We start from the raw sequence: 25,824 nt of genomic DNA on the forward strand, positions 1-25,824 counted from the left end.
TCAATTACATATCCCAGGTCAGTTCCTGTTTTTCAGTATCCCAGCCAATCGAAAGCTTTTGGCCATGCTGCAGTTCTTCGCGAACAATCAGGCGGGAAATGGGTCGTGCCAACTGTGAACGGATGACACCCGAAATTTGCCGCGCGCCATATTTACTGCTAAAGCCGTTTAAGGCGAGGTTTTTCACAGCTTCCTCACTTATTTCCAGTTGCATCCCAAGGCGTTCCAGCGAGTGCCGCAAAGCTTTGAGCTGAATATTAAAGATGTTAACCGCCATTTCCTCTGTAATCGGTGAAAACGGAATAATTTCTGTAATCCGGGCCAGGAATTCGGGACGGAAACGCCCGGACTCATTCATGATCCGAAGTAAATCCTTGGAAGGGGGAATTTCCTTTCTTTCGAAATACTGCACAATTTCCTCGCTGCCGATATTGGACGTAAATAATATAAGCGCATTACTAAAGTCTCCTTCCTTTCCGAGTTTATCATGGATTTTTCCTTCGTCCATAATCTGTAGAAAGACATCGAACACGGAACCGTGTGCTTTTTCAATCTCATCGAACAGAACCACTGCGTATGGCTGCTGACGAATTTTGTTAACGAGCATTCCTCCTTCCTCATAGCCCACGTATCCGGGCGGCGCACCATACAGAAGCGCGGCTGAATGCTCTTCCTTAAATTCCGACATGTCAAACCGGATCATTGCTTTTTCATCATTAAACAACAATTCAGCGATGGATTTGGCAAGTTCTGTTTTTCCGGTACCGGTAGGACCCAGCAGAAAAAAGGAACCGATTGGCTGGCCGGGTTTGTTCAGGCCGCTGCGGTTTTCAATAATCGCGTCGGAAATAGTTTTGAGTGCATGATTCTGACCTACGACGCGCTTCATGAGCAGCTCTTCCATATTCAGCAGTTTCTCCTTTTCACCAGCCTGAATTTTCCCGATCGGAATGCCGGTTTTGGCAGCCATCACCGCAGCCAGTTCCAGACTGCTCACCTGCTCCCGTTCTATCGCGGCATATTCTTCCAGTTCTTTAAAAATCGAATCAATGCGTTGCTGCAGTTCTTCAGAAGGCATCGCGTCGTCCAACTCCGGTTGCTCTTTCAAAGAACCCCAAAGAATCGGACTTAATTTATCTTCGAGCGTACGGTAATGCCAAAGCAACTCATCAGTTTCCGCCTTACTTTCCAAGAGTTGGTCATAGGTTTCTTTCCATCGCTGCAATTCGGTTTGCGACATTTCACCCAGCATCCGTACGGAAGCCATGGTTCTGTCTAGAAGATCAATGGCAGAATCCGGCAACTTTTTCCCTTTGGAATACCGCTTGGCAAGTTTTACACAGTCCGGCAAAGCGGCGGGATCCACTTTCACCTGATGATGATCACAGTAACCAGGCAATACTTCTTCAATCATTTTAACACAAGCCGTATCGGCAGGCTCTTCCACCTTTAACACCTCGAAACGGCGGTTAAAGGCGCGTTCTGGCTCGATAATCTTGCGATACTCTTCTTCCGTGGTAGATCCGATCACCGTAATTTCGCCGCGGGCAAGTTCCGGTTTCAGCAAATTCGCCACATTGCCGTAACTGCCTTTGCTGTCCAGCAGCGCATGAATTTCATCAATAAACAAAATGGCTTTGCCCAGCTTTTTGCAATCGTTGATTACTTTTTTAAGACGGTCTTCCACTTCACCTTTATAGGAAGCGCCAGCCATTAAAGCGCCGGTATCCAGTTCATACAATACCGCGTTCTGCAGCAGCGCCGGCATATTCCCCGCCAGCATCTGCATGGCAAACCCCTCCACGAGAGCTGTTTTACCGACACCGGGCTCGCCAACAATGATTACATTGGGTTTAGTTCGCCGGCACAGAATTTCCACCAACATCCGCTGTTCACGGTCGCGTCCGATAATGCGGTCTAACTTCCCACTGCGTGCCTGCTCTATTTTATCGACACAATATGCATCCAGGGCAGGTGTGGCTGAATCTTGCTGCAGTCCGGAAAAGACCTGCTGTTCTGTATTTTTAACTGCATTATCCTCTCCGCGATAATAATTTAAAATTTCATGCTCCCGAACCGGCAATGACTTGAGTTCCTGAGCAGAAAAAGCGACACCGGATTTCGTAACGGCTGTAAGAATACATAAAGCTGAAATCTCGTCCAGGCCGAGTTTAATACGGACCTCGTCTGCTTCTTCGAGGATATCATCGATGGCGTCATCCGGTTCGGGTTCCTGCACCATGCGTCCTGATTTGGGATATTCTTCAATCCGCACTTCGGACCACTCATAAATGTAGGCCGGATCTTTACCCAGTGTTACCAGGAAATCTTTTAACCCGATGTTGTTGTGCATTAAAGCCTGCAGAAGATGCGGAGCACCAAAGGTGGAATTGTAATTTTCGCGCGCGAGCGACTGTGCGATGTGGAACAGTTCCTTGACTGTTTCATTGGTAATTAATACGCTCATATTTCTTTATTGTGATTTGGATGGATAATACTAAGCCGTACAATATCCAAATATAATAAATAAACCGTAGCATTAATACCTTTAATTACTATTCATTAAAAAGGAATTACCATATCTGTCGATAATTTGAGAAATTGATGCTAAATAAAAAAATCTAGTAGAATGCCGAAACAAAGGTTCAGAGCTCACATTAAATGAAGATTTAAGATATTTCAGGCAAGGTGTTTTAGTGAATAGGCCGAAATATAGCTTTCCAGACTGCAACTTAATACGCTACTGAATCTCTTGACATTAAAATTGGAAAGTTAGAAAGTAATTTCAGAACTTCCAGTGAATCAATATTGCCGTTTTATATTGTCAAATTATTTTGCTTTAAAATATATACTTTCGTCTTAAGGCATTTTAATATTTACCGACTACATTTTAATAATCTCTTCTCAAACGGAAGGAATTGAACCCGTGTCCGCCGTGGCAGATATAAATCCTGACATTTGAACCGATAAAAAATAAAAAAAGTCCAGTCTTTCGACTGGACTTTAGTAGCGAAGACGGGAATTGAACCCGTGACCTCAGGGTTATGAATCCTGCGCTCTAACCATCTGAGCTACCTCGCCATTCACATTAACCGATATTCTAAAGCAAGAAAACAGCGCTGTTCACACATCCTTCATTGCCCTTGAATAAGGTGGTGCAAATATAGAACTATTTTATGAGCGTGCAAAGAAATTAATTCAATTTTAAAAAAGAAATAACGTCTGCCGCACGGTTGGGTTTTGCAATGATTTTATTATTACTATCCAGCACAAAATAAGTTGGCGTAGCGCGCACATTATATTGTTCTGCAGCGGTACTGTTCCAGCCGCGGAGTTCGCTGTCGTTAATCCAAGGGAGCATTTTTACCTTATTGTTAAAGGCCGCTGCGTCAGAATCCAATGAAAGCGCGATAATTTCAGTTTTTTGTTTTTTCATCGCGTTGTATTTCTCTATCAGCACAGGTAGGTCGTTCTCACAGTGGTAACAAGTGGAGGCCCAGAACATGATGACTTTGCGGTCTGCTTTCACATCATAAATGGATTTAGCAGTGGTGTGTGCGGGGTTGCTGAATTTGTAATCAGCGAAGGTGGCGCCAATCTGTGTCATTTTATTGGAAGCGATGGTCTGCGCAAGACGGTCTGTTATGGTACATTTCAGATCTGCTGCCTGCGCGAGATAGCGTTCCTTCATTTCGGGCATCCCGTAGGCATCAAAAATATCAATCAGTTCCGAAATGACGGTCTGTCCGCGCGGTGTTTCTAAATTAACCTTTGCCAAAAGTTCATCGACATCCTTTGATATCTCTGAAGATGAGCCGGCATTCAGATAGGCAACCAACACGGGCCTGAGCAGAGAAGATGTTTCCAGAAATTCATTGGAACCTGCGATAAACTGGATAATTTCTGCGCGGGTAGGTTCGGGTTTTCCGGCTTTCTTTTCGAGGAACTTACTGTAATTGGTCGTGTAATATGTAACAAACGGAAATTGCCCGGCATCCATTTTCTCTGCCGACAACCTGTTGATTTCCTGATCGAGCGCCGCACCAAAGGCACTGTTTGCTTTATAATATTCTTTGATCTGATAGAGCGCCGGCAGGATGATTTCTTTCTTTTGCTGTACTTCCTGAATTTCGTTCATCAGCGTATTCGCGGCATCTTTATAATCAACGTTGGCAATTTTCCCGTTTCGCACTGCGAACGCCAGGCGCACATCCTGATTTTCAGAAATAAAATTGACAGAGGTGTTGGTTTCAGGAAAATACAATTTCATCATCCCTTTGTAGGATTGCGGCACTTTCAGCTGCCAAGTGTTTCTTTTTTTATTTTGTTTGGTTGCCAGAACGTCTTTGGAGCCGTTCAGCGTGTACAGATACACTTCCTTTGCCGGGAATTCTGCCGGTCCTTCCACAAATACACTAAACTGGGCGTTCATCCAGCCGAGTGCCAGAAAAGCACAGGCCACAGAGAATTTTTTCATACCGTAAATATATAAAAAAACTCACCGGTGAGGGTGAGTTTGATCCAATCTTGTAAGCATTTATATTCCAAAGCTTATGCTTTCGCCCGAAACTAAAATTTTCTTTTCGTCCTCAATATTGAACATATAATCCTCAAGAACTTTCTCCGTCGTGCCCCGCAATCCGCGGGCACCGAGACCTTTTTCAGTGGTTTCCTCCACTATTTTCTCCAAAGCTTCCTGCGTGAATTCGAGTTCCACACCATCCATCTTAAATAATTCAATGAACTGGTTAATGATAGAATTTTTAGGTTCTTTCATAATGCGGATCATCGTTTCCTTGGTCAGCTTATCCAAATAAGTAATAATCGGGAAACGGCCCAGCAATTCAGGAATCAAACCAAACTTGCGCAAATCTATTGCATTGATCTGGCTCAGGATATAATCTTCTTCGTCCACCTTCGATAACTTTTCCGAACTGAAACCTATCGCCTGTTTATTCAGCCTGCGCTCGATAATTTCTTTAATTCCATCGAAGGCACCACCGGCAATAAACAAAATGTTTTGGGTATTAACCTGAATATACTTCTGGTCCGGATGCTTTCGGCCTCCTTGCGGCGGTACGTTCACAATGCTTCCTTCCAGCAGCTTCAAGAGTCCCTGTTGAACTCCTTCACCGGAAACATCTCTGGTAATGCTTGGGTTATCAGACTTGCGCGCGATCTTATCAATTTCATCAATAAAAACAATTCCGCGTTCAGCTTTCTGCACGTCGTAATCTGCCACCATCAAAAGCCTCGATAAAATACTTTCTACATCCTCACCCACATATCCTGCTTCAGTCAGAATCGTGGCATCCACGATACAAAACGGCACATTCAATTCCTTCGCTATGGTTTTAGCCAACAAGGTTTTTCCGGTACCGGTTTCACCGATCATGATAACATTAGATTTTTCAATTTCTACCTCGCGGTCTTCATTCTGTGCGTGCAATAATCTTTTATAATGATTATATACCGCAATGGAAAGTTGCTTTTTTGCCTGATCCTGACCGATAACATACTGATCCAGGAATGCTTTTATTTCTTTGGGTTTCTTCAGTTCATCGATCGTCTGGGCAGGCTGTGCAATTGTTCTGCTTGTTTCCTGCACGATACCGTGTGCCTGTTCAATACACTCTTCGCAGATAAAACCGTTGTTACCGGAGATCAGCATTTGGACCTGATTCCTTTTTTTTCCGCAAAAAGAACATTGGTTAGAATTCATATATATAATTTATGATAATTAAAAAAAGTGACCCGCTCCTTCTATTAAGAAGCCAGAATCTTCTGTTGTATTTCTTTGTATTGTTCCGGCGTAAACTTCACGCGCTCGTTGGCAAAATTCATATCACTTACCGCTGTAATCGGCAATAGATGGATGTGCGCATGCGGAACTTCCAGTCCGACTACCGCCACCGCCACACGCTTTTCCGGATAAGCTTTCCCAAGCTGCAGCGCCACCGTCCGTGCAAAATCCCAAAGTTCCTGATGTTCCTTACTGCCGATATCAAAGATAAAATCGGTTTCCTCTTTAGGGATTACCAGGCAGTGACCTTCCATCAGCGGCATCGCATCCAGAAAGGCCAGGTGTTTATCATCTTCCGCAATGATGTACGCCGGGAGCTCGCGCGCGATAATTTTAGCGAATATAGACGCCATAACAATACGTGTTTTAAAATATAATACCCGCACCAAAAAGTGCGGGTACAAAATTACGAAATCATAATTTATTCCGGAATCAACTTCCCGGTCGGGGAATTTCTACAATGAGATTTCCAGGATATCGAAAGTTAATTTATTGCCGTTCGGAAGTACAATATCTGCAGTTTCACCAACGACCTTACCTAATAAACCTTTGGCAATCGGTGTGTTCACACTAATTTTCCCAGATTTCAAATCACTTTCATTATCCGGCACCAGCGTGAATTTCTGCTCGGCTTTGGTCGCATGGTTTTTCAGGCGAACGGTGGTCAGGATGGAAACCTTCGAGATGTCCAGCTGGCTTTCATCAATCACTTTGGAATTCACAATCTGGTCTTTCAGCTTGGAGATCTTCATCTCCAGCATGCCCTGTGCTTCTTTAGCGGCATCGTATTCGGCATTTTCAGAAAGGTCTCCCTTATCACGTGCTTCGGCAATCTGCTGCGTGATCTTTGGGCGCTCCACTGTCTCCAGGTGCTCCAGCTCTGTTTTCATCTTCTCCAGTCCGTCTTTGGTCACATAACTTGCCATAATATGCGAGATTTAATGTTAGTATAAAAAAATAATCCGACATTTGCCGGACAATGTTTTCGAATAGGTTGTATCGGACAAAGATATAAATTTATTTCATATGCCAAGAAAATTTTTCCGCCCGTATCTATTTCTGTTTTTAGGCTTTACCTTACTGATTATGAGCAGTTGCCGCGAAAGAGAAGACACTGTAAGCTGTTTTCCTGCCTCACCTGTGAATGTAGTTATAAACCTGAGCCTGCCTTCTTATTTCGCCTTGCAGAATGTAGGTGGCTGGGTGTATGTTTCCGAACAGCAATCCGGCACGCGCGGTTTAATTGTCGTGCGTACCACCCAGGGTTTCAAAGCATATGACCGCAATGCGCCGCACCTCTGCCCTTCCAGTGACACGACGCTTGAAGTCCAGAACGACATTAAAATCATTTGTCCGCAGGATGGCGCCGAGTGGATTTTGCTTACCGGCGAACCTGTTAAAACGGCAACTATCGCACCTAAGTTGTATCTGACCAGCTATGACGCCTTTAGTAACACGTTGCAGATTTATTGATAAAGTTAGATAATGAAAGCAGTTATTCAGCGAGTTTCAGAAGCGGAAGTAAAAGTGGATGGGGCGGTTACCGGCAAGATTACGGCAGGGCTCCTTTTACTAATTGGTATGGAAGAGAACGACACAAAAGCCGATGCCGACTGGCTGGCCGGCAAAATTCTCAACCTTCGGATTTTCAGTGATGGCGAGGGGAAAATGAATTTATCCGTGCAGGATATCAAGGGAGAAATCCTGTGCATTAGCCAATTTACTTTAATTGCTGATTATAAAAAGGGAAACCGGCCTTCCTTTATCCGCGCCGCACGACCGGAAGCAGCCGTTCCTCTGTTTGAATATTTCAAAGAACAATTAAAAACATCCGGTTTACAAATCGAAAGCGGGATCTTCGGTGCTGACATGAAAGTTAGCCTGCTGAACGATGGCCCGGTTACGATTGTGATGGACAGCCAGACTAAAGCATAACAGCAATACTTGGTGGCGTTTCTTTCTGGTGTAAGTTTTGCACCGGATTTACTTTAATTTCATTTAAAATGCTGCACTATACCAAATCAGGATCCGGCTCCCACATCCTTGTCTTACTTCACGGTTTTATGGAAAACCTTACCATCTGGGATGATCTTGAACCCCATCTTTCGCAAGATTTCACCTTAATAAAAATGGACCTGCCCGGACATGGCGAATCACTGGTGGAACAGGATACCAGCATGGAATCGAAGGCCGCAGCGGTGAAGGAAACTTTAGATCACCTGGAAATTACGAAGCGTATTCATATTCTTGGTCACTCGATGGGCGGCTATGTAAGCCTCGCTTTTGCGGAACTGTTTCCCGAACGTTTGGAAACTCTTACGCTGTTTTTCTCAACGTACCTGGCAGATGATGAAGAAAAAAAACAACAAAGATTAAAAAGCCTTCGGGTAATTCGCGACGCTTTTCCAGCGTATGTGAGCGCAGGTATTCCCAATCTCTTCAACCCAAACGAGCGCGATATCCTGGAAGGAGCCATTAAAAAAGCAAAAGAAATTGCCTTATCCACCCCGCAGGAAGGCGTTATTGCCACTGTTCAGGCAATGGCGCAAAGAAAGGACCACAAAGAAACAGTAATGAAATTCGACCGTAAAATTCTGCTCCTCGCCGGGAAGCATGATCAGGCTATCAAGGTAGAGGAAACACTTGCAGGATTACCCGACCGCACCACCGTAAAATCCTATCTGCTGGATTGCGCGCATAACGGTCACTGGGAAAAACCCGCCGTCTGCGCGGCCATCATTAATACCGAATTACTGCACCATTTGCCGGAACTGGTATTTTAAATAAAATTTAAATAAAAGAGGATTGCCAAAACAATCCTCTTTTTTATATTTAAATATCTTCCTGTTCCACGTAGTCTTTGAAATCTTCAATTGTATTTTCCAAAGACTTATAATATTTTCCGCCGGCTGCGTTGATATGACCGCCACCGTTAAAGTATTTTCGGGAAAACTGGTTTACATCCAGATCTTCTTTCGAACGGAAAGATATTTTAATGAAATCCTCATATAAATCTTCCATAAAAAAGGCAGACATCTGTGTACCGAGAATTCCCAGGCCGTAATTCACGAAACCTTCCGTATCCCCTTTCTGGAAACCCAGTTCCTTTAGTTCATCACGTTTCAACCAAAGGATAGCAACCTTGCCCTCTTGGACTACTTCAATCCGGCCCAGCACCAGCGCGAGCAAATGCAAACGCGAAACGGTATTAGTGTCCCAGGTATTGCTGGTAATTTTGGCAGGATCGGCTCCTTTCTCGATCAGATTGGCCACGATTCTGTGCGTGGTAGCGCTTGTGGAGCGAAAACGGAAGCCGCCGGTGTCGGTCATAATACCGGTGTACAGGCATTCGGCAATGTCTTTATTAACCAGTTCTTCCTCTTCCAGAGCTTGGATAAAGTGATACACCATTTGGCATGTGGCGGGAATACTTACATCTGAATATACATAATCAAACGGATCCGGCTGCTGGTGGTGGTCGATTAATATTTTGGTTGCGCGCGCTTTTTGCAGCCACGGGCCCACCAGGTTTCCGCTGCGTTGTGCGGAATTAAAATCCAGAACAAATATCAGATCTGCATGGTGGATAGCTTCACCGGCTTTTTTACGCTTGTAATCGGCAATGATAATCTGCTTGGCACCGGGCATCCATTTCAGAAACTTCGGAAAGTCATTCGGCACAATTACCTCTGCTTCAATTCCTTTTGCGGCCAGGAAATGCTTTAACCCCAGACTGGAACCGATCGCATCCCCATCAGGGTTATAATGGGTAAGAATGACAATTTTCTTTTCAGGTGTGAGCAGATTTTTTATCTTTGATAATTCAGCAGGTGTAAACATAAAATACAAATCGGAATGAGCCACAAAGATAAGTTTTGTTTTCCTGTTCGCCGAAGAAGCGCGGCATTTCCTTGATTTTAATTTGTAAAAAGAAAGCGCAAAAACTGAAATTAGTTTGCAGCAAATAAAAAGTTTTATATCTTTGCAATCTGAAAAATAAGAAAGCGTTTTTACCTTAAAATAGTAAGCTATGAGCAAGAGAACATTCCAGCCATCTGAAAGAAAGAAAAGAAACAAGCACGGATTCCGTGAAAGAATGTCTACGCCAAACGGGCGCAGAGTACTGGCTGCGAGAAGAGCGAAAGGCAGAAAGAGTTTAACTGTAAGTGCGGTACGCGCTAAGAGATAATCTCGGATATTATCATATACCACTATGCTTGAAAAGTTTCTTTTCAGGCATTTTTTGTTCGTTAAAATTTATTAAATAGCAGCCGAAAGCAAAAGTTTTTGGCTATTTTTGGGCAGTGCAACAGCGGTTGCCTTTATATTTAAATTTAGTTGTATGCCACATTCTTCTCAGGAAGGCCAGGACGTGATCCGGCTGAAAAATGCTAAAATCTCACAAAAGAATTTCACGGTACTGAACGAGGTGAACCTTAACATTAAAAAAGGACGGTTCTGCTACCTTATCGGCAAAACCGGTTCCGGGAAAAGTTCACTGCTGAAAACTTTGTACGGCCATATCCCCATTGCAGCAGGCCAGGGAAACGTGGCGGGATTTGATCTGCAGGGTTTGCGAATGTCTGACATTCCCAACCTGCGCCGCAAACTGGGAATTGTTTTCCAGGATTTTCAGTTGCTCACGGACCGCAGTGTCGAGAAGAACCTTCGCTTCGTTTTGCAGGCAACCGGCTGGAAAGATAAAACCGAAATTGATGACCGGATTAATGAAGTGCTGGCAAGTGTGGGCATGAAGTCCAAAAAACACAAAATGCCGCATGAGCTTTCCGGCGGGGAACAGCAGCGGGTAGCGATTGCACGCGCGCTCCTAAATCACCCGGAACTCATCCTGGCGGATGAACCTACCGGCAACCTGGACCCGGAAACTTCCAACGAGATTATGACACTGCTGAAACAGGTAGCTTTTGAAAATAATTCTGCCGTAGTCATGGCGACACACGATTACCATATGATTCACAATTTTCCCGGCGAGGCGATTCGCTGCGAAGACGGTAAAGTCACCGTACTCGACACGAAGGAACTGTTCGAGTAAAAACGAAAACTTACCTTTTAAAAACAAAAAGTCCCGTATTCTGCTGAACACGGGATTTTTGTATATCATAAATTCTATCCTTTAAACTGCCCCATGGCAATGAATTTTTCCTGGCGCTGTGTTTCCAGTTCCTGCGCCGTGAACTTGGAAAACGCACGGATGTTCTGCAGAATAGAAGCTTTAAGAAACCCAAAAGCAGCCTGCGGATCATAATGCGCACCTCCCAGCGGCTCTTCAATAATACCGTCGATAAACTTCTCGCGAAGTGCATCTGTAGGTGTCAGGTTCAGCGCATTGGCAGCGTCTTCCTTGTGGTCCCAGTTTCTCCACAGAATAGAGGAGCAACTCTCGGGTGCAATAACGGTGTACCAAGTGTTTTCGAGCATATATACCTTGTTTCCAACCCCAATACCGAGCGCGCCGCCGCTGGCACCTTCACCGATGATATAGCAGAAAATAGGCGTTTTCAGCATGGTCATTTCGAAGATATTGCGTGCGATGGCCTCTCCCTGTCCGCGTTCTTCTGCTTCCAGACCCGGATAAGCTCCCGGTGTATCAATCAGCGAAATAACAGGAATGCGGAATTTTTCGGCAAGTTTCATCAGCCGCAGTGCTTTGCGGTATCCTTCCGGGTTGCTCATTCCGAAACGGCGGTGCTGTCTTTCTTTGGTCGTGCGGCCTTTCTGGGTACCAATGATCATCACGCGCTGTCCGTCAATGGTGGCCAAACCTCCTACCATTGCAGGATCATCCGCAAAGTTTCGGTCGCCATGGAGTTCCAGGAAGCTGTCTTTATCTGTAATCCCTTTAATGAAATCCAGTGTGTACGGACGATCCGGATGACGGGACAATTGCACACGCTGCCATGGCGTGAGGTTATGATAAATCTCTTTTTTCTTCTCTATAATTTTATCTTCGATCTGGGAACAGGCCAGTTTTACATCTACCCCGCTTTCCTCGCCTACAAGCGAACAGGTTTGGTACTGGTCCATCAATTCCTTCACCGGAAGTTCAAAATTTAAATACTCCATTCTTCTAATTAAAATATTTTCAAATTTAGGAAAAAATTAGGCGATCACCGGTATATTATTCACTGCATGCTGAATCCGGGAAATACATTCTTCTTTGCCCAGCACGCGCATGATATCGGGTACATCAGGACCTTTTAACTCACCTACCAATGCCAGGCGAAGCGGCATCATAACTTTGCCCATGCCCACACTGTGCTTTTCGGCAAACTGGTGCAGTTGTTCTTTGAGATCGTCGGTTTCAAAATCTACTGTCTGCAAAGTATCAGTCAAAGCGGCCATGAGCGAAGACGCATTGGCATTCCAGGCTTTCTTTACTGCTTTTTCATCATAGCTCAGCGGCGCCTCGAAGAAGAAGCGACCTTCCGTATAAATATCTTTAGCGAAGACGGCACGTTCTTTCATCAGCTCAATAATTCGGAGTAAAGTATCATCTGATAGCGAACTTCCGGTAACTCCCGGTATTTCTTTCAATAAAACCAACAGTTCCTCTGCGGATTTTGCGCGCAGATATTCCTGGTTAAACCACTCTGCTTTTTCTTTGCTGAAGCGCGCTCCTGCTTTATGTACTTTCGCCAGATCAAATTCCGCTGCCATTTCTTCCAGCGAAAGAATTTCACGGTCATCAGCAGGGCTCCAGCCGAGCAGTGCCACCATGTTTACGAAAGCATCCGGCAGGTAACCTTCTTCCCGGTAACCTTTCGAAACGACGCCGGTCGCGGGATCTTTAAAATTTAAAGGAAAGACCGGGAAACCAAATTTATCACCGTCGCGCTTGCTGAGTTTGCCTTTTCCTTCTGGTTTCAGAATCAGGGACAGGTGCGCAAATTCCGGGCGCTCCCAGCCCATGGCTTCATACAGCAACCAGTGCAGTCCCAGCGAAGGAAGCCACTCTTCGCCGCGGATGACATGCGAAATCTGCATCTCATGATCATCCACAATATTGGCGAAATGGTACGTCGGCATGCCATCGTTTTTTACCAAAACTTTGTCATCGAGTGTATTGGTATTCACGGAAAATTTACCGCGAATGATGTCTTCCAGGTTAAGCACGCGGTCGATCGGCATTTTGAAACGTACCACGTAGGGTACTTGCTCGTCCAGCAGCTGCTGTACTTCTTCTTTGGTTAAAGTAATGGAATTCCGCAGGCGGTTCCGGGTCATATTATTATAGGCGAACACTTCCCTGTTTTGCTCATACTCCTGGCGGATGGCATCGAGTTCTTCGGGTGTATCAAAGGCGATATAAGCGTAATCAGTTTTAAGAATCTCGGCCACGTAACGATCATAAATCTCACGCCGTTCCGACTGGCGGTACGGACCAAACGGACCACCGTGCACGGGACTTTCATCGGGAATCATACCACACCATTCCAGTGCTTCCATGATGTATTCTTCTGCTCCTTCCACATAGCGGGCTGTGTCGGTATCCTCAATCCGCAGCACAAAGTCGCCGCCCTGATTTTTAGCAAAAAGATAATCATACAAGGCGGTTCTGACGCCGCCCAGGTGCAAGGGCCCGGTGGGGCTGGGTGCAAAACGCACGCGCACTTTTTTCATAATTCCGTTGGGTTTTAATAAGCCTACAAATTTACAGAAAAAATCGGCGTATGATAATTTTAGTTATTTTTGCAGGAAAAGATACTGTATGCTGGAAATTGGAGAAAGACCGTGGGGAACGTATTATGTATTGGCGGATGAGCCCCATTACAAACTAAAGAGAATCGAGGTTCAGCCGGGCCATCGCTTGTCTTACCAGTACCATCATCACCGCCAGGAGTTCTGGACGGTGGTAGAAGGCGAAGCGGTTGTGATCCTGGATGAAAAAGAGCATACAGTACGCTACGGTGAAAGCATCTTCATTCCCCAAGGCGCCCGCCACCGGATTGAAAACCGAAGCAATGCTGTTTTAATTTTTATTGAAGTGCAGACGGGAACCTATTTCGGGGAGGATGATATTATAAGGTTGGAGGATGATTATGAAAGGTAGGGAGTTGACATAATCCTTTATATTAATGCGATGCCATTAGCATGGATGTGCTTATTGTACAATTGGTGATTAATAAGCCAAACTGATTACAGCAGACTTTAAAATAAGGCTGTTGAAATTCAGCTTATGAACGCTTATTTTCCGACGAAATCTTTTCACCAATACATTTACTGCGATACAGTCATACTGGATCGCATTTACAAACACCAAAGATTCTCAACTTTACTCTAATGTATAAAAAAAATATAGCATTTTTGCATGAAGAATACCCATTTGGCGGCGCTGAGAAGGTAACATCTGATGTCGGACAGTATCTGGCTATGCATGGCTTTAACATCTATATTTTTACGTGTCGTATCAATGAGGCACTATTGAATGAGGAAGATAAAAAGGTTTTTACATTCGTATTATTTGAAAAAAAAAATCTGTTTAATTACCAGAGGAATAATCTTTTGGTTCAAAAAGCAAGAGACAAATGTATGGACGTCATCATTTTTGTTGGTGGCCATCTTAAAGTTAATCATCACAGAATTGCACGTTCTATAGGATGTAAGTATATTTTTTCACTTCATGGAACTCCTTTTTGGGAAATTGAAAATCTTCGGCAGTCTTACCTGCGCAAGGCAATTACTCGTAAAATGTTGCTGAGCAGATGGAAATACAAGTACTATAAACCTCTTCTGTTTGATTTGTATAGACGCAGAATTCTTGGGAGATATCATTCGATTTATAAGAAATGTGACGCTTTTACTGTGCTCACGCAGTCATATAAAGACACTATACGTACATCCTTAAGGTTATCTGACGCCCGCAAGATCCATGTAATCCCTAATGCCCAGGTTACTCCGGAAATGCCTTACAGTACAAAGAAGAAAAACCAGATTATTTATGTTGGTCGACTCAGCTATACGGACAAACGGGCGGATCGTCTAGTTGAAATATGGCGTAGGATCTATAAGAAATTTCCTGATTGGGAGGTGTTGATTGTGGGAACTGGAGAAGAATTCGAAAACTTACGCTTATCTATTAAAAAACAGGAATTACCCAGAATAACTTTATGTGGTTCTACTAACAATACCTATAACTATTATAATACAGCAAGTATACTGTGCATGACTTCTACCATTGAAAGCTGGGGGTTGGTTTTAACTGAGGCTCAACAAGCCGGAGTTATTCCTATTGCATTTAATTGTTCTGCTGGTGTAAAGGAAATTATTGCCCCTTCCGGAACCAATGGTTTTTTAGTCGACTGCTTTGATTTAGAGCAGTATGAGCAGAAACTCACGCTACTTATGCGCAATGAATTTTTACGGGCAGAAATGCAAAGAAATGTCATGCTAAAATCCGCTGAATATGACATCGAAAATGTTGGTCTGAAATGGATCAAAGCAATTGAAAGTGCCCTTGCAAAATAACTCCAAATTTTTATAATAAAAATTAACTTTACTAATAACAAGGCGCGAATGAATTTGTGCAACGACCGAACAGAAATTGTAATTCTACATCGTAAACAACATCTGTCCGTTAACACGATAAACACCGAGTAGAGGCTTTCGAAGAAGTGATGCCGGCTGCACAGGCGGCCACCAGAGAGAAAGCAAGATTTCTTTTCTATTTTATAAGCTTATAATTTTTATACTCAAAAAATCTTGTATTCAGCGCATCTTCAATTTTCTGAAGCAATTTGTCTTTTGTTTTCCACACGGCTTGGCTCGTATCATGCTCAAAAACGAAGATGTAATTTTTTATTGCTGACTCCATTACTTTGGGATGCGTTCCTGTAAACTTGCCCACACGGTCGACCTCGTGATAATTAAAATTGGAAATGCTCGGGATCTCGGTTAAAGCCTCCTCTGTATGTCCGTAGTAATACTGAAAATTATTAGCTTTGAGCTCCATAGCATTAAGACTTCTTACCGCGTTATAGTGATAAACTGGAACATTTAGTTTAATGACATTTAACTTAGTTCCTCTCTCGCTGCCATTCTTATAATTCTCCTGAGAATGAAATTTTCTAAAGCCTTGCGAATCACGGTAAGCTCGGATGCTGGATGAATTCTTGAAGACCCGAATTTCATTCCGATGTACCCTTCTAGACGTACGAATATGGTTATAATCTCCCCAAAAATGAAGAAATGGCTGCAAGAATCCGTCGACTCTAGGGTTATCATTATACCTTTCGATATATTCTGTTATTTTTTGCAGATCATTTTCATGAACTACCTCATCTGCCTGAATATGGATGACCCAGTCGCCAGTACAGTGGTCAAGCCCGATGTTTGACTGCTGTGCAAAAATTTTTCCTTCTTTTCTCAGGTTGTCGTCCCAAACAGTATCGATTATTTTAATCTTAGGGCTATTTAATTTGAGAATAGCTTCACGTGTGCCATCTGTAGAATCACCAACTACTATGATAAATTCATCACAAATAGGAAGTACAGATTGTATTGATTCCAAGAAGGGAACTCCATATAAAAAGCCATTTCGAACATATCCGTAGGCAGAAATTTTTACCATATTACAATTTCAATAATTACACCAAGCTAATAGGCGGTAACTTTCAAGCACTGCACTACAAATTAGGTCAGTATTCATTTACTTTTAAAAGTTGCCTCAAATTTAAGAATAAATAAGAAAAGTATGTATGGACATAATAGAGGCTAACAATCCCTATTAAGAAATCTGCTCTATCTTAAATAACAGCTGCACAACTAAAATTTGTTTTAGTTAAACTGTAAATGAATAGATATATTTGTGGTGATGAAATCACATAAAAACATTCTTTTAGATCTTGAACGGCTGCGATACAAACACTCCGGTATTGCCCGGGTATTTAGTAACCTATCTGAAGGCCTGCGTTTACTGAAAATTACAGAACAGATCGCAATTTATGGACCTGCGTCCATCGAGCATACAGGAGATTTCAGCCATTTAAAATGGACGAAATTTCAAAAGTTTAACCCATTTTTTTCAAGATCATTCGATTTAATTCATGTTTCACACCAATTATCTTCTTATTTTCATTATAAACCTAAAAATCAAAAGAAGATTGTCACGTTGCATGACCTGAATTTTCTGCACGAAGATTTTGGCTCCGGTAGAATGCGCAGGAATATTCGCAGGGTACAGCAAAACGTTCAAAACGCAGATATGGTCGTGTGCATCTCAGAATTCGTAAAACAAGATTATTTAAAAAACCAACATCTGTTCAATGTAAAAAAACAACAGCAAATAAGGGTAATCTATAATGGCTTGCAGTTTCCAGATGGCTCAAAGCAATATGACTTGGGTAAATATAATTATCTAAAGAACAAAAGATATTTTTTGAATATCGGTGTACTTTTCCCCAAGAAAAACCAACTTAGCTTGCTTAACGTTTTGTCGCTAATTGAAGAAGATCTTGTTTTTATAGTGTCCGGTTCGAAAAAAGAATATGAAAAGGAATTGCTAAAATTTATTATCGATCACCAGCTTGAAACCCGCGTGCATATTCTGCGGAACATTTCAGATGATGAGAAATACGCACTGATTCAAAATTGCGAGGCAATGCTCCATCCTTCTCTAGCTGAAGGTTTCGGTATTCCACCGATCGAAGCTATGTATTTCGGCAGACCCGTATTTCTGAGTCAACTTACCAGTCTCCCTGAAATCGGAGGTCCACACGCGTTTTATTTCAAAATGTTTGATGCCGAAGAAATGGCCGGAACGATAAAGAACGGCATGCGGGCATACCGTTCTGATAAAAATTATGAAGAAAAACTCCGCAATTGGGCTCTGCAGTTCGATTATCGGGTAATGGCGAGTAATTACTTAGCGCTGTACCGAGAAATACTTAAAGGCAAGTAAACTCCTCCACCGTCTTCTCAATAATCTTCACACACGCAAGCAGCTGCTCCTCTGTGATCACCAAAGGCGGCGCCAGGCGGATGATGTTGCCATGCGTTGGTTTTGCTAAAAGACCATTGTCACGCAGTTTCAGGCACAGCTCCCAGGCCGTACTGCTTTCTGGTGTATCATTAATCAGGATGGCATTTAAGAGACCTTTACCGCGTACTTTGGTAATCAAATCTGTTTTTTCGATGAGTTTGTTAATTTCGTCGCGGAATAACTGACCCAACTTTTCGGCGCGCTCTGAAAGCTGTTCCTTTTCCACAACCTCCAGGGCGGCAATGGCGACAGCACATGCCAGGGGGTTTCCGCCAAAGGTGGAGCCGTGTTGGCCCGGCTTAATCACATTCATTACAGGATCATTAGCAAGCACTGCAGAGACAGGATACATTCCGCCAGAGAGTGCCTTACCCAGAATTAATATATCCGGCTGTACATCTTCATGGTAACAGGCAATCAATTTTCCGGTACGGGCAATACCGGTCTGAACCTCGTCAGCGATAAATAAAACATTGTATTTATGGCACAAATCAGCACAGGCGCGCAGGTAACCGGCATCCGGCACATATACACCGGCCTCTCCCTGAATCGGCTCTACCAAAAAGCCTGCAATCTGGTCGCCTTCCTGTTTCAGAATATTATCTAATGCTGAAATATCATTATATGGAATCTTTATAAACCCTGGCGTAAACGGACCATAGTTCGTATTCGCATCCGGATCATTGGAAAAAGAGACAATCGTAGTGGTACGCCCGTGGAAATTATTTTCACAAACGATGATTTTTGCGCTGTTTTCCGGCAGGCCTTTCACTTCGTAACTCCATTTTCTGGCGATTTTCAGTGCCGTTTCCACAGCTTCGGCGCCGGAGTTCATCGGCAGCACTTTATCAAATCCAAACAAGTCGGTTATTTTCTTTTCATAGACGCCCAAACTTGAGTTATAGAAAGCACGCGAGGTCAAAGCCAGTTTCTGCGCCTGAGCAGTCAGCGCCTGCACTATATGTGGGTGCGAGTGTCCCTGATTAACGGCTGAATACGCTGACAGAAAATCAAAATATTTTTTCCCTTCCACGTCCCAGACATGCACTCCTTCTCCACGCTCCAGCACTACCGGCAGCGGATGGTAATTGTGAGCGCCATATTTTTCTTCGAGTTCAATATAATAGTCAGAATTGTGTGCGGAATTGGTCATAAATTATTTTGGTATTATTAAAAGTTAAATTAACAAACGGTTGCGAGCCGGTATCTATTTGTCAGTATAATGTCCGTAGGCAGAGAGCAGAATAATGATGATTTCTTCATCATGAATCTCGTAAACGAGCCGATGTTTTCCGAAAATGCGGCGCGACCATACACTGACCTGGTGGTGTTTCAGTTGTTCAGGTTTTCCAGTACCAACCTTAGGATTTTGTACGATTTCTTCCAGCAAGGCCGTAACTTTTTTGAAGAGCGCTTTCTCGCCAGATTTCTTAATAAGATGAATGTCTTTCGTGAATTTATCTGTGAAAACTCATGAGTATTTCATAAGCTTTTCAAAAAAGCGTGCAACTCCTAAGTCGTATTGATTCGTGTCACTTTCCCTTCCTTTACCTCCTGCTTTGCCCGGTCTATCTTTGCAAAGAACTCCTCCTTGGTCATCTCGGTGTCATCCTTTTCTACCTCGAAACGAATTTTAATTTCCTTCAGGAAAGCCTTGATTACGGCCGATTGTTTCTTGCTCTCGGGGATAATGATGATATTTTCCATGATGCAATCGTTTGTACAAAATTACATAATTAAAGATGAATCACCGCTTTTTAAAGCAAAACATCACAACCGAAGGGCTGTGATGCAAATATGTTTCAATTGAAATGGTTTAGTTATTATCAAACCTTTTATCCATTGTAAAGTCTTCCATAAACTTGGTCGTGTAATTCCCGGAAAGGTAATTTTCATCCTCCATGAGTTGACGGTGGAAAGGAATTGTGGTTTTCACACCCTCAATATAAAACTCTTCGAGCGCACGCTTCATTTTGGAAATGGCTTCTTCGCGGGTTTGCGCTGTGGTGATGAGCTTGGCAATCATCGAGTCATAGTTGGAAGGAATCGTATAGCCGGAATAAACGTGTGTATCCACTCTGATCCCGTGACCGCCAGGGATATTCAGTTCCGTGATTTTGCCTGGTGACGGACGGAAATCATTGTAGGGATCCTCCGCATTAATACGGCATTCGATTGAATGCAGTTTCGGCAGATAATCACGTCCGGAAATTGGTGAACCCGATGCCAGCAAAATCTGCTCACGGATCAGGTCATAATCCACCACCTGCTCGGTAATCGGATGCTCCACCTGAATACGTGTATTCATCTCCATAAAGTAGAAATTACGGTGCTTGTCCACCAGGAACTCAATGGTTCCTACGCCTTCATACCCGATGTATTCTGCCGCTTTTACCGCTGCTGCGCCCATTGCCGTACGCAGTTCCTCTGTCATAAAAGGAGATGGTGTTTCTTCGGTCAGTTTTTGGTTACGACGCTGAACAGAGCAGTCTCTTTCTGAAAGGTGACACGCTTTCCCATATTGGTCGCCGGCAATCTGGATTTCGATATGGCGTGGCTCTTCAATAAGTTTTTCCATATACATTCCGCCGTTCCCGAAAGCTGCAACCGCCTCCTGAATGGCAGATTCCCAGTGGTCCTTCAGATCTTCTTCTTTCCAGACTGCGCGCATTCCCTTACCACCGCCACCGGCAGTTGCTTTAATCATTACCGGATACCCGATTTCTTTGGCAATTTTAAGCGCGTGATCGTAGGATTCTATCAGGCCATCAGAGCCCGGCACACAAGGAACACCGGCTTCTTTCATCGTTGCTTTCGCATTGGCCTTATCGCCCATCCGGTCGATTTGTTCTGGTGTAGCTCCGATAAATTTAATATTATTTTTCTGGCAGATACGCGAGAAATTAGAGTTTTCCGAAAGGAAACCATATCCCGGGTGGATCGCATCTGCATTGGTAATTTCCGCGGCGGCGATAATGTTAGGAATCTTCAGATAAGAGTCCTTGCTCATCGCAGGCCCGATGCAGACTGCTTCATCAGCGAAGCGCACATGCAGGCTGTCTTTATCTGCGGTGGAATATACCGCTACCGTTTTGATTCCCATTTCCTTGCAGGTACGCAGGATGCGCATGGCAATCTCGCCACGGTTGGCGATCAGTATTTTTTTGAACATTTACTTTAATTTGAAAATTAGAAATTTGAAAATCAGATAATTTTAATTTTAATGCAGAACTTAATCTAACATCTAATGTCTAACATCTAATTTCTAAATTAAGACGGATCTACCAGGAACAACGGCTGATCGTATTCTACCGGTGTTGCGTCATCTACCAGAACTTTTACAATTTTTCCGGACACTTCAGATTCGATTTGGTTGAAAAGTTTCATCGCTTCAATCACGCAAACTACTTTGCCCACAGAAACTTCGTCGCCTACATTCACAAATACATCTTTATCCGGTGACGGCTTACGGTAGAACGTTCCGATCATCGGAGATTTGATCGTCACAAACTTGCTGTCGTCAGATGCAGGTTCCGCAGCCGGTGTTGTAGCAGCGGGAGCAGCCGGTTGTGCAGGTGCAGCAGCAGGAGCCGGAGCGGTGTGATACACTGCCGGTGAAGGCATGAAATTAGTTTCAGAACCGCCCAGTGGCGTTTTGATGGTAATTTCGAAATCTTTGGTCTTGTATTTAACTTCGGAAACTTCAGCCTTGGAGACAAATTTAATCAGGTTCTGAATGTCTTTAATGTCCATATGTCGTTATTTAATTATACGGCCAAAGATACTAAAAATCAACAAAAAACCACTCAAAATCCAATATTTTGAGTGGTTTAGCTATAAAATTGAAGATTTTAGCTCTTTTCGGGCTTATGCTTCTTCAGTAGTTTCAATTTCTTTTTCCATTACTACCTTACCTCTGTAGTATAGTTTTCCTTCATGCCAGTGTGCTCTGTGGTACAGGTGCATTTCACCGGAAGCAGCATCTTTTGCCAGTTGTGGAACTTCTGCTTTGTAATGCGTTCTTCTCTTATCTCTTCTTGTTGACGACTGTCTTCTCTTTGGATGTGCCATTTTCTATAATTTTTAATTTGATGAGTGATGAGTTGTTGATTGCTCAATTCTCATCATTTTAAACTATTTTAATTTTTATCTTTCAATTTGTTAAGCGCGGCCCATCGCGGGTCCACTTCAGTTTCTTTTTCCTCTTCATCAGGTTCGGCAGGCATATACTGATCCAGCAGCGCAAGCTGTTCTTCCGAAAGATTCGGTGACACCTTCTTCATCGGAATACTCAGCATCACATCTTCATAAATCAACTGCGCAACATTTACTGCATGGTCTGTGGCCGGGATCGTAATCACATCCACATCGCTGTCATCATACTCTTCTCCGAATTTCACCAGCACACTGATTTCATTTTCCACCGGATGATCGAATTCCTGACTGCTGATATCGCACTGCAGCTGCACCGTACCTTCTATACGAATCCACAGTTCCAGAAAAGTACTGTGCCTTTCCATCAGTACATGTACTGTGATTTCCGGATTTGTAAATTCCTGTTCGGTATCAAAAAGCTGAAAGAACGCCTTATCTATCTCAAACCTGAACTCATGCTTCCCGTTCTTCAAGCCGGAAAACACGATATCGTAGTTTTTAAACTTGTCCATAAAATGAGGTTGCAAAAATATGCTTTTTTTTTAATATTACAAATTATTTCCGGTCAATGTCGCACAATTTAAAGTATGCCACACTTATCTGTTCTTTTCTGCCGGCAAATCTTCATCGGTACCGTGGTGGTCTCTCGATTTCCGCGGACGCAGCCGCCCATTCATCAGATCTGCGTACTCACTTCGGTTTCGGAATATTTTAATTGCCGCAAAAACAGCTTCGCTGAAACTGCGCGGATCCGCTATATTCTGACCGGCAATATCATACGCCACTCCGTGATCCGGGCTTGTACGTATAAAAGGTAATCCGGCGGTATAGTTCACTCCCTCCTCGTAAGCAATGGTTTTAAAAGGTGCCAGCCCCTGGTCATGATACATCGCCAGAACCGCGTCGAACTTGCAGTATTTTTCGGGCTGGAAGAAGCTGTCTGCCGGATAAGGCCCGAACGCCAGAATTCCATTATCTATCAATTCTCTGATAGCCGGACTGATGATTTCAATCTCTTCCTTGCCGATCGCACCGCCGTCGCCGGCGTGTGGATTTAATCCCAATACGGCGATTTTCGGCCGCTCAACACAGAAGTCTTCCACCAGACACTGATTCAGCAGTCGAATCTGTTTTTTAATTTTCTCTTTCGATATATTTTCCGCGACGGCAGAAATTGGGATATGATGCGTGGAAACGGCTACTTTCAATTCATCGGTTACCAGAAACATCAGGCCTTTTTTGCCGAACTTTTGTTCCAGGTAGCCGGTATGGCCGGCATGTTCAAAACCAAGCTTCAGCATTTCCTCCTTATTAATAGGAGCTGTTACCAGCACATCCACTTCACCGTTCATCAAAGCAGTGGTTGCTGCTTCCAGAGAATCAATGGCCATGCGGGTAGATTCTTCCGTCGGTTTGCCTAACTCTACATTCACATTTTCCTTCGTCAGGTTCACCATATTGATTTTGTCCGGATGCGCCTGAGATGCTTCATTAATATATTGATACGTCTGCTGTACCTTAAAGATATTTTTCTGGTAGGTAAAGAGTTTTCCCGAACCAAAAATAACCGGCGTAAAAAAATCAGTAATCGTTTTATCCGCCAGGGTTTTAATGATGATTTCGGGTCCGATCCCATTGTAATCGCCGATAGAGATTCCGACGCGTATCTTAGGCGGTGTAGTACTCATTTTCTTATATTTGGAAATTATTTAACCGTACAAATTTAGCAAATTTGGTGGGTTACCCGAACTAATAACGGAACAGGCATTATTTAACTCCAGCAATTTACAATAATTATGTTTACAGGAATCATTGAAGCTACCGGCATTGTAACCGATATCCAGAAAAATGGCCAGAATATAGATTTTTATCTCTCCTGCCCATTTACGCATGAATTAACAATTGATCAAAGTTTGGCGCATAACGGCTGCTGTCTGACGGTGGTGGAAACTGATAATGAACAGTATAAGGTGACCGCCATTCATGAAACGCTGGAAAAGACACAGCTTGGCGACTGGAAAATCGGAACAGAAGTAAATTTGGAACGCTGTTTGAAGTTTGATGGCAGGTTAGACGGGCACCTGGTGCAGGGACATGTGGACCGGACCGGCAAAGTAGTGAGCATAGAAGACAAAGACGGTAGTTTTTATATTACCTTTTCGTATTCATCAGAAGCTGAGTTTACCACCGTACCACAAGGTTCCATCACCGTTAACGGCGTAAGCCTCACCGTTGCTGACAGTACCGAAAACCGTTTCTCCGTGGCGATCATTCCTTACACATGGGAACTGACGAACCTGAGAAATCTGTTGCCGGGCGACCGCGTGAATCTCGAGTTTGATATCATCGGGAAGTACGTTTATAAACTAATGAATAAAAATGCCCCTATCTAAGTATAAAGGTTTTAGTTTGAGGAAAAAGATGTTCTGGGCATTTCTGTTGATTTGCATCCTGAGCATCGGCGGTTCCTCTTTTCTGTCGTACTGGATTCTGCAGAACAATGCTGATGTGCTGAGCCGCACCGATTTGCAGAAACGCTCCGAGTCACTGATGTCGTCTCTGGACTATGCCGTGAGCCACACCCAGGTGCAGACTGATAACCTGGTCAGTATCTTATCAAATTCTATTTTTGAGATTGCCGATATTAATAATCAGGATATTATTATTTATGATCTGAAGGGCGATTTTCTGATTTCAAACAAAGATTACAATTTAATTCCGCAGAAAAAACTTTCACGGGATCTCATTAATCGTACACTTCGCAGTAATGAGCGGGTGGATATTCAGTCGTATGATAAAAGTATCGACGCAAATGTAACTTCCTCTTATATCGTACTGAAAAACAACATGCTGGAACCGATCGGCATTGTGTATTTTCCGTATTATCATAATGATTCTTCCTACAACAGCGTCTTTAAAAGATATTTTAATTTCATACTCATTGTGAATGCAGTGGTCTTGGGTATTGGGATTCTGCTGAGTTGGATCATTTCAAGGCACTTAACGCGTACGGTGCGGAAATTCTCTGACCAGATCAACCGGGTTACGCTACTGGACGAAGATCCGCAGCCGATCCGGTATTACCAGAATGATGAGCTTAATCAACTCGTGAAAGCCTACAACCGGATGATTCTGCAGATTCATGAGCAGAAAGAACGCCTTAGTTTTAAAGAAAAAGAAGAAGCCTGGCGCGAAATGGCCAAGCAGGTGGCGCATGAGGTTAAAAATCCACTCACGCCGATGAAACTGACCATCCAGAATTTTGAGCGTAAATTCGATCCGGAAGATCCTCAGGCTACGGATAAAGTAAAAAGGCTCTGCAAAGTAATGGTGGATCAGATCGACCTGATTGCTACCGTTGCGAATGCTTTCTCACAATTTGCCCAACTACCGGAGAAGAATAACGAACTTTTCGACATTAATAAAGAAATACAAAACATCTTAAGAATCTACAGCGGCGAAAAAATTTATTTCCACAGCAATAAGATTGAAATAATGGTGAATATGGATAAAACCTACCTGATGCGCATCATTACCAATCTCGTTTCCAATGCGCAGCAGGCTACATCCGACGAGCGCGAAAACATAATTAATGTGGATGTGGAACAGCGCCAAAAGCGAATTATCATCAGCGTGGAAGATAAAGGCAACGGCATTGATCCGGAGATGATGGGCCGCATCTTCGAACCGAATTTCACGTCGAAATCCGGCGGAATGGGCATCGGCCTGACCATGGTCCGCAAAATGGTGGAAGATTACAAAGGAGAAATCACCTTGAAATCTGAACAAGGCAAAGGTACTTGCTTCACGATTTCCCTGCCCAGCAATGTAAAACAGCCGCAGCCGGAGTTGGTGGCGCATCAGTAAT

General features: G+C 43.4%; 27 protein-coding genes and 1 tRNA gene. 10 read left to right on the top strand and 18 right to left on the bottom strand.

Features of this window, described 5'->3' with window-relative positions; translation table 11 throughout:
- Nucleotides 1–4: 4 nt before the first annotated feature.
- The 6 genes from MVI27_RS08865 to greA all read right to left on the bottom strand — a co-directional run bounded on the left by MVI27_RS08865 (nucleotide 5) and on the right by greA (nucleotide 6,729).
- On the bottom strand, nucleotides 5–2,467 hold the full coding sequence (locus MVI27_RS08865; RefSeq protein WP_246960969.1) for an ATP-dependent Clp protease ATP-binding subunit: 2,463 nt from the start codon (nucleotides 2,465–2,467) through the stop codon (nucleotides 5–7).
- A gap of 540 nt (nucleotides 2,468–3,007) precedes the next feature.
- A tRNA-Met gene (locus MVI27_RS08870) sits at nucleotides 3,008–3,081 on the bottom strand.
- 112 nt (nucleotides 3,082–3,193) lie between these two features.
- Nucleotides 3,194–4,477, bottom strand: coding sequence for a TlpA family protein disulfide reductase (locus MVI27_RS08875; RefSeq protein ID WP_246960971.1), 1,284 nt, complete (start codon nucleotides 4,475–4,477; stop codon nucleotides 3,194–3,196).
- A gap of 60 nt (nucleotides 4,478–4,537) precedes the next feature.
- Nucleotides 4,538–5,722, bottom strand: coding sequence for an ATP-dependent Clp protease ATP-binding subunit ClpX (clpX, locus tag MVI27_RS08880; protein ID WP_246960974.1), 1,185 nt, complete (start codon nucleotides 5,720–5,722; stop codon nucleotides 4,538–4,540).
- A gap of 44 nt (nucleotides 5,723–5,766) precedes the next feature.
- On the bottom strand, nucleotides 5,767–6,156 hold the full coding sequence (locus MVI27_RS08885) for an HIT family protein (protein ID WP_246960977.1): 390 nt from the start codon (nucleotides 6,154–6,156) through the stop codon (nucleotides 5,767–5,769).
- A 102-nt stretch (nucleotides 6,157–6,258) separates the two neighbouring features.
- Nucleotides 6,259–6,729, bottom strand: a complete 471-nt coding sequence (greA, locus tag MVI27_RS08890; RefSeq protein ID WP_246960979.1) for a transcription elongation factor GreA — start codon at nucleotides 6,727–6,729, stop codon at nucleotides 6,259–6,261.
- Nucleotides 6,730–6,829: 100 nt separating this feature from the next.
- Here greA and MVI27_RS08895 point away from each other — a divergent pair, with 100 nt between their 5' ends.
- The 3 genes from MVI27_RS08895 to MVI27_RS08905 all read left to right on the top strand — a co-directional run bounded on the left by MVI27_RS08895 (nucleotide 6,830) and on the right by MVI27_RS08905 (nucleotide 8,586).
- On the top strand, nucleotides 6,830–7,276 hold the full coding sequence (locus MVI27_RS08895; protein ID WP_246960982.1) for a hypothetical protein: 447 nt from the start codon (nucleotides 6,830–6,832) through the stop codon (nucleotides 7,274–7,276).
- 12 nt (nucleotides 7,277–7,288) lie between these two features.
- Nucleotides 7,289–7,738 carry a D-aminoacyl-tRNA deacylase gene (dtd, locus tag MVI27_RS08900; RefSeq protein ID WP_246960985.1) on the top strand — a complete coding sequence of 150 codons (450 nt, stop codon included), beginning with the start codon at nucleotides 7,289–7,291 and terminating at the stop codon, nucleotides 7,736–7,738.
- 68 nt (nucleotides 7,739–7,806) lie between these two features.
- Nucleotides 7,807–8,586, top strand: coding sequence for an alpha/beta fold hydrolase (locus MVI27_RS08905; protein ID WP_246960988.1), 780 nt, complete (start codon nucleotides 7,807–7,809; stop codon nucleotides 8,584–8,586).
- Between the two features lie 49 nt (nucleotides 8,587–8,635).
- On the opposite strand, the gene MVI27_RS08910 is transcribed toward MVI27_RS08905, so the two are convergent.
- Entirely contained in the window at nucleotides 8,636–9,643 is a 1,008-nt protein-coding gene (locus tag MVI27_RS08910; protein WP_246961416.1) for a DHH family phosphoesterase, read from the bottom strand.
- A gap of 190 nt (nucleotides 9,644–9,833) precedes the next feature.
- Here MVI27_RS08910 and rpmH point away from each other — a divergent pair, with 190 nt between their 5' ends.
- Both rpmH and MVI27_RS08920 read left to right on the top strand, forming a co-directional pair.
- Entirely contained in the window at nucleotides 9,834–9,992 is a 159-nt protein-coding gene (gene rpmH, locus MVI27_RS08915) for a 50S ribosomal protein L34 (protein WP_034746626.1), read from the top strand.
- 153 nt (nucleotides 9,993–10,145) lie between these two features.
- Nucleotides 10,146–10,856: a cell division ATP-binding protein FtsE gene (locus MVI27_RS08920; RefSeq protein WP_246960990.1), complete on the top strand. Its 711-nt coding sequence runs from the start codon at nucleotides 10,146–10,148 to the stop codon at nucleotides 10,854–10,856.
- 74 nt (nucleotides 10,857–10,930) lie between these two features.
- Here the strand turns inward: MVI27_RS08920 and MVI27_RS08925 are convergent, their stop codons facing one another.
- Entirely contained in the window at nucleotides 10,931–11,887 is a 957-nt protein-coding gene (locus tag MVI27_RS08925; protein WP_246960993.1) for an acetyl-CoA carboxylase carboxyltransferase subunit alpha, read from the bottom strand.
- 36 nt (nucleotides 11,888–11,923) lie between these two features.
- Nucleotides 11,924–13,444 (bottom strand): glutamate--tRNA ligase, encoded by a 1,521-nt coding sequence (gene gltX / locus MVI27_RS08930; protein WP_246960996.1) that lies wholly within the window; start codon nucleotides 13,442–13,444, stop codon nucleotides 11,924–11,926.
- Nucleotides 13,445–13,535: 91 nt separating this feature from the next.
- Between gltX and MVI27_RS08935 the strand changes: the two genes are divergently transcribed.
- Together MVI27_RS08935 and MVI27_RS08940 are read left to right on the top strand one after the other, a co-directional pair.
- Nucleotides 13,536–13,874 carry a phosphomannose isomerase type II C-terminal cupin domain gene (locus tag MVI27_RS08935; protein ID WP_246961417.1) on the top strand — a complete coding sequence of 113 codons (339 nt, stop codon included), beginning with the start codon at nucleotides 13,536–13,538 and terminating at the stop codon, nucleotides 13,872–13,874.
- Between the two features lie 230 nt (nucleotides 13,875–14,104).
- Nucleotides 14,105–15,289, top strand: coding sequence for a glycosyltransferase (locus MVI27_RS08940; RefSeq protein ID WP_246960999.1), 1,185 nt, complete (start codon nucleotides 14,105–14,107; stop codon nucleotides 15,287–15,289).
- Between the two features lie 196 nt (nucleotides 15,290–15,485).
- On the opposite strand, the gene MVI27_RS08945 is transcribed toward MVI27_RS08940, so the two are convergent.
- Nucleotides 15,486–16,391, bottom strand: a complete 906-nt coding sequence (locus MVI27_RS08945) for a glycosyltransferase (protein ID WP_246961002.1) — start codon at nucleotides 16,389–16,391, stop codon at nucleotides 15,486–15,488.
- A 243-nt stretch (nucleotides 16,392–16,634) separates the two neighbouring features.
- Between MVI27_RS08945 and MVI27_RS08950 the strand changes: the two genes are divergently transcribed.
- Nucleotides 16,635–17,720, top strand: coding sequence for a glycosyltransferase family 4 protein (locus MVI27_RS08950; RefSeq protein WP_246961005.1), 1,086 nt, complete (start codon nucleotides 16,635–16,637; stop codon nucleotides 17,718–17,720).
- On the opposite strand, the gene rocD is transcribed toward MVI27_RS08950, so the two are convergent.
- From rocD to pdxA, 8 genes are all read right to left on the bottom strand, one after another.
- The gene (gene rocD / locus MVI27_RS08955; RefSeq protein ID WP_246961008.1) at nucleotides 17,707–18,954 is read right to left on the bottom strand and encodes an ornithine--oxo-acid transaminase; all 1,248 of its coding nucleotides are present in this window, start codon (nucleotides 18,952–18,954) and stop codon (nucleotides 17,707–17,709) included. The genes MVI27_RS08950 and rocD overlap by 14 nt on opposite strands.
- 54 nt (nucleotides 18,955–19,008) lie before the next feature.
- Nucleotides 19,009–19,245, bottom strand: coding sequence for a Txe/YoeB family addiction module toxin (locus MVI27_RS08960; protein WP_343217664.1), 237 nt, complete (start codon nucleotides 19,243–19,245; stop codon nucleotides 19,009–19,011).
- Nucleotides 19,246–19,313: 68 nt separating this feature from the next.
- Nucleotides 19,314–19,508 carry a DUF2683 family protein gene (locus tag MVI27_RS08965; protein WP_246961011.1) on the bottom strand — a complete coding sequence of 65 codons (195 nt, stop codon included), beginning with the start codon at nucleotides 19,506–19,508 and terminating at the stop codon, nucleotides 19,314–19,316.
- 109 nt (nucleotides 19,509–19,617) lie between these two features.
- Nucleotides 19,618–20,973, bottom strand: a complete 1,356-nt coding sequence (accC, locus tag MVI27_RS08970; protein WP_246961014.1) for an acetyl-CoA carboxylase biotin carboxylase subunit — start codon at nucleotides 20,971–20,973, stop codon at nucleotides 19,618–19,620.
- Nucleotides 20,974–21,071: 98 nt separating this feature from the next.
- On the bottom strand, nucleotides 21,072–21,554 hold the full coding sequence (gene accB / locus MVI27_RS08975; RefSeq protein WP_246961016.1) for an acetyl-CoA carboxylase biotin carboxyl carrier protein: 483 nt from the start codon (nucleotides 21,552–21,554) through the stop codon (nucleotides 21,072–21,074).
- Nucleotides 21,555–21,668: 114 nt separating this feature from the next.
- A complete protein-coding gene (gene rpmF, locus MVI27_RS08980; protein WP_246961019.1) occupies nucleotides 21,669–21,872 on the bottom strand; it encodes a 50S ribosomal protein L32 in 204 nt (67 codons plus the stop codon).
- Nucleotides 21,873–21,940: 68 nt separating this feature from the next.
- Nucleotides 21,941–22,468, bottom strand: a complete 528-nt coding sequence (locus MVI27_RS08985) for a YceD family protein (protein ID WP_246961022.1) — start codon at nucleotides 22,466–22,468, stop codon at nucleotides 21,941–21,943.
- An 84-nt stretch (nucleotides 22,469–22,552) separates the two neighbouring features.
- Nucleotides 22,553–23,644, bottom strand: a complete 1,092-nt coding sequence (gene pdxA, locus MVI27_RS08990) for a 4-hydroxythreonine-4-phosphate dehydrogenase PdxA (RefSeq protein WP_246961024.1) — start codon at nucleotides 23,642–23,644, stop codon at nucleotides 22,553–22,555.
- A gap of 108 nt (nucleotides 23,645–23,752) precedes the next feature.
- On the opposite strand from pdxA, the gene MVI27_RS08995 reads away from it, so the two are divergent.
- Nucleotides 23,753–24,349, top strand: coding sequence for a riboflavin synthase (locus MVI27_RS08995; RefSeq protein WP_246961027.1), 597 nt, complete (start codon nucleotides 23,753–23,755; stop codon nucleotides 24,347–24,349).
- Nucleotides 24,350–24,377: 28 nt separating this feature from the next.
- Entirely contained in the window at nucleotides 24,378–25,823 is a 1,446-nt protein-coding gene (locus MVI27_RS09000; protein ID WP_246961030.1) for a sensor histidine kinase, read from the top strand.
- Nucleotide 25,824: the final 1 nt, after the last annotated feature.

This window comes from Chryseobacterium salipaludis, assembly GCF_022968825.1.
Lineage (GTDB): Bacteria > Bacteroidota > Bacteroidia > Flavobacteriales > Weeksellaceae > Kaistella > Kaistella salipaludis.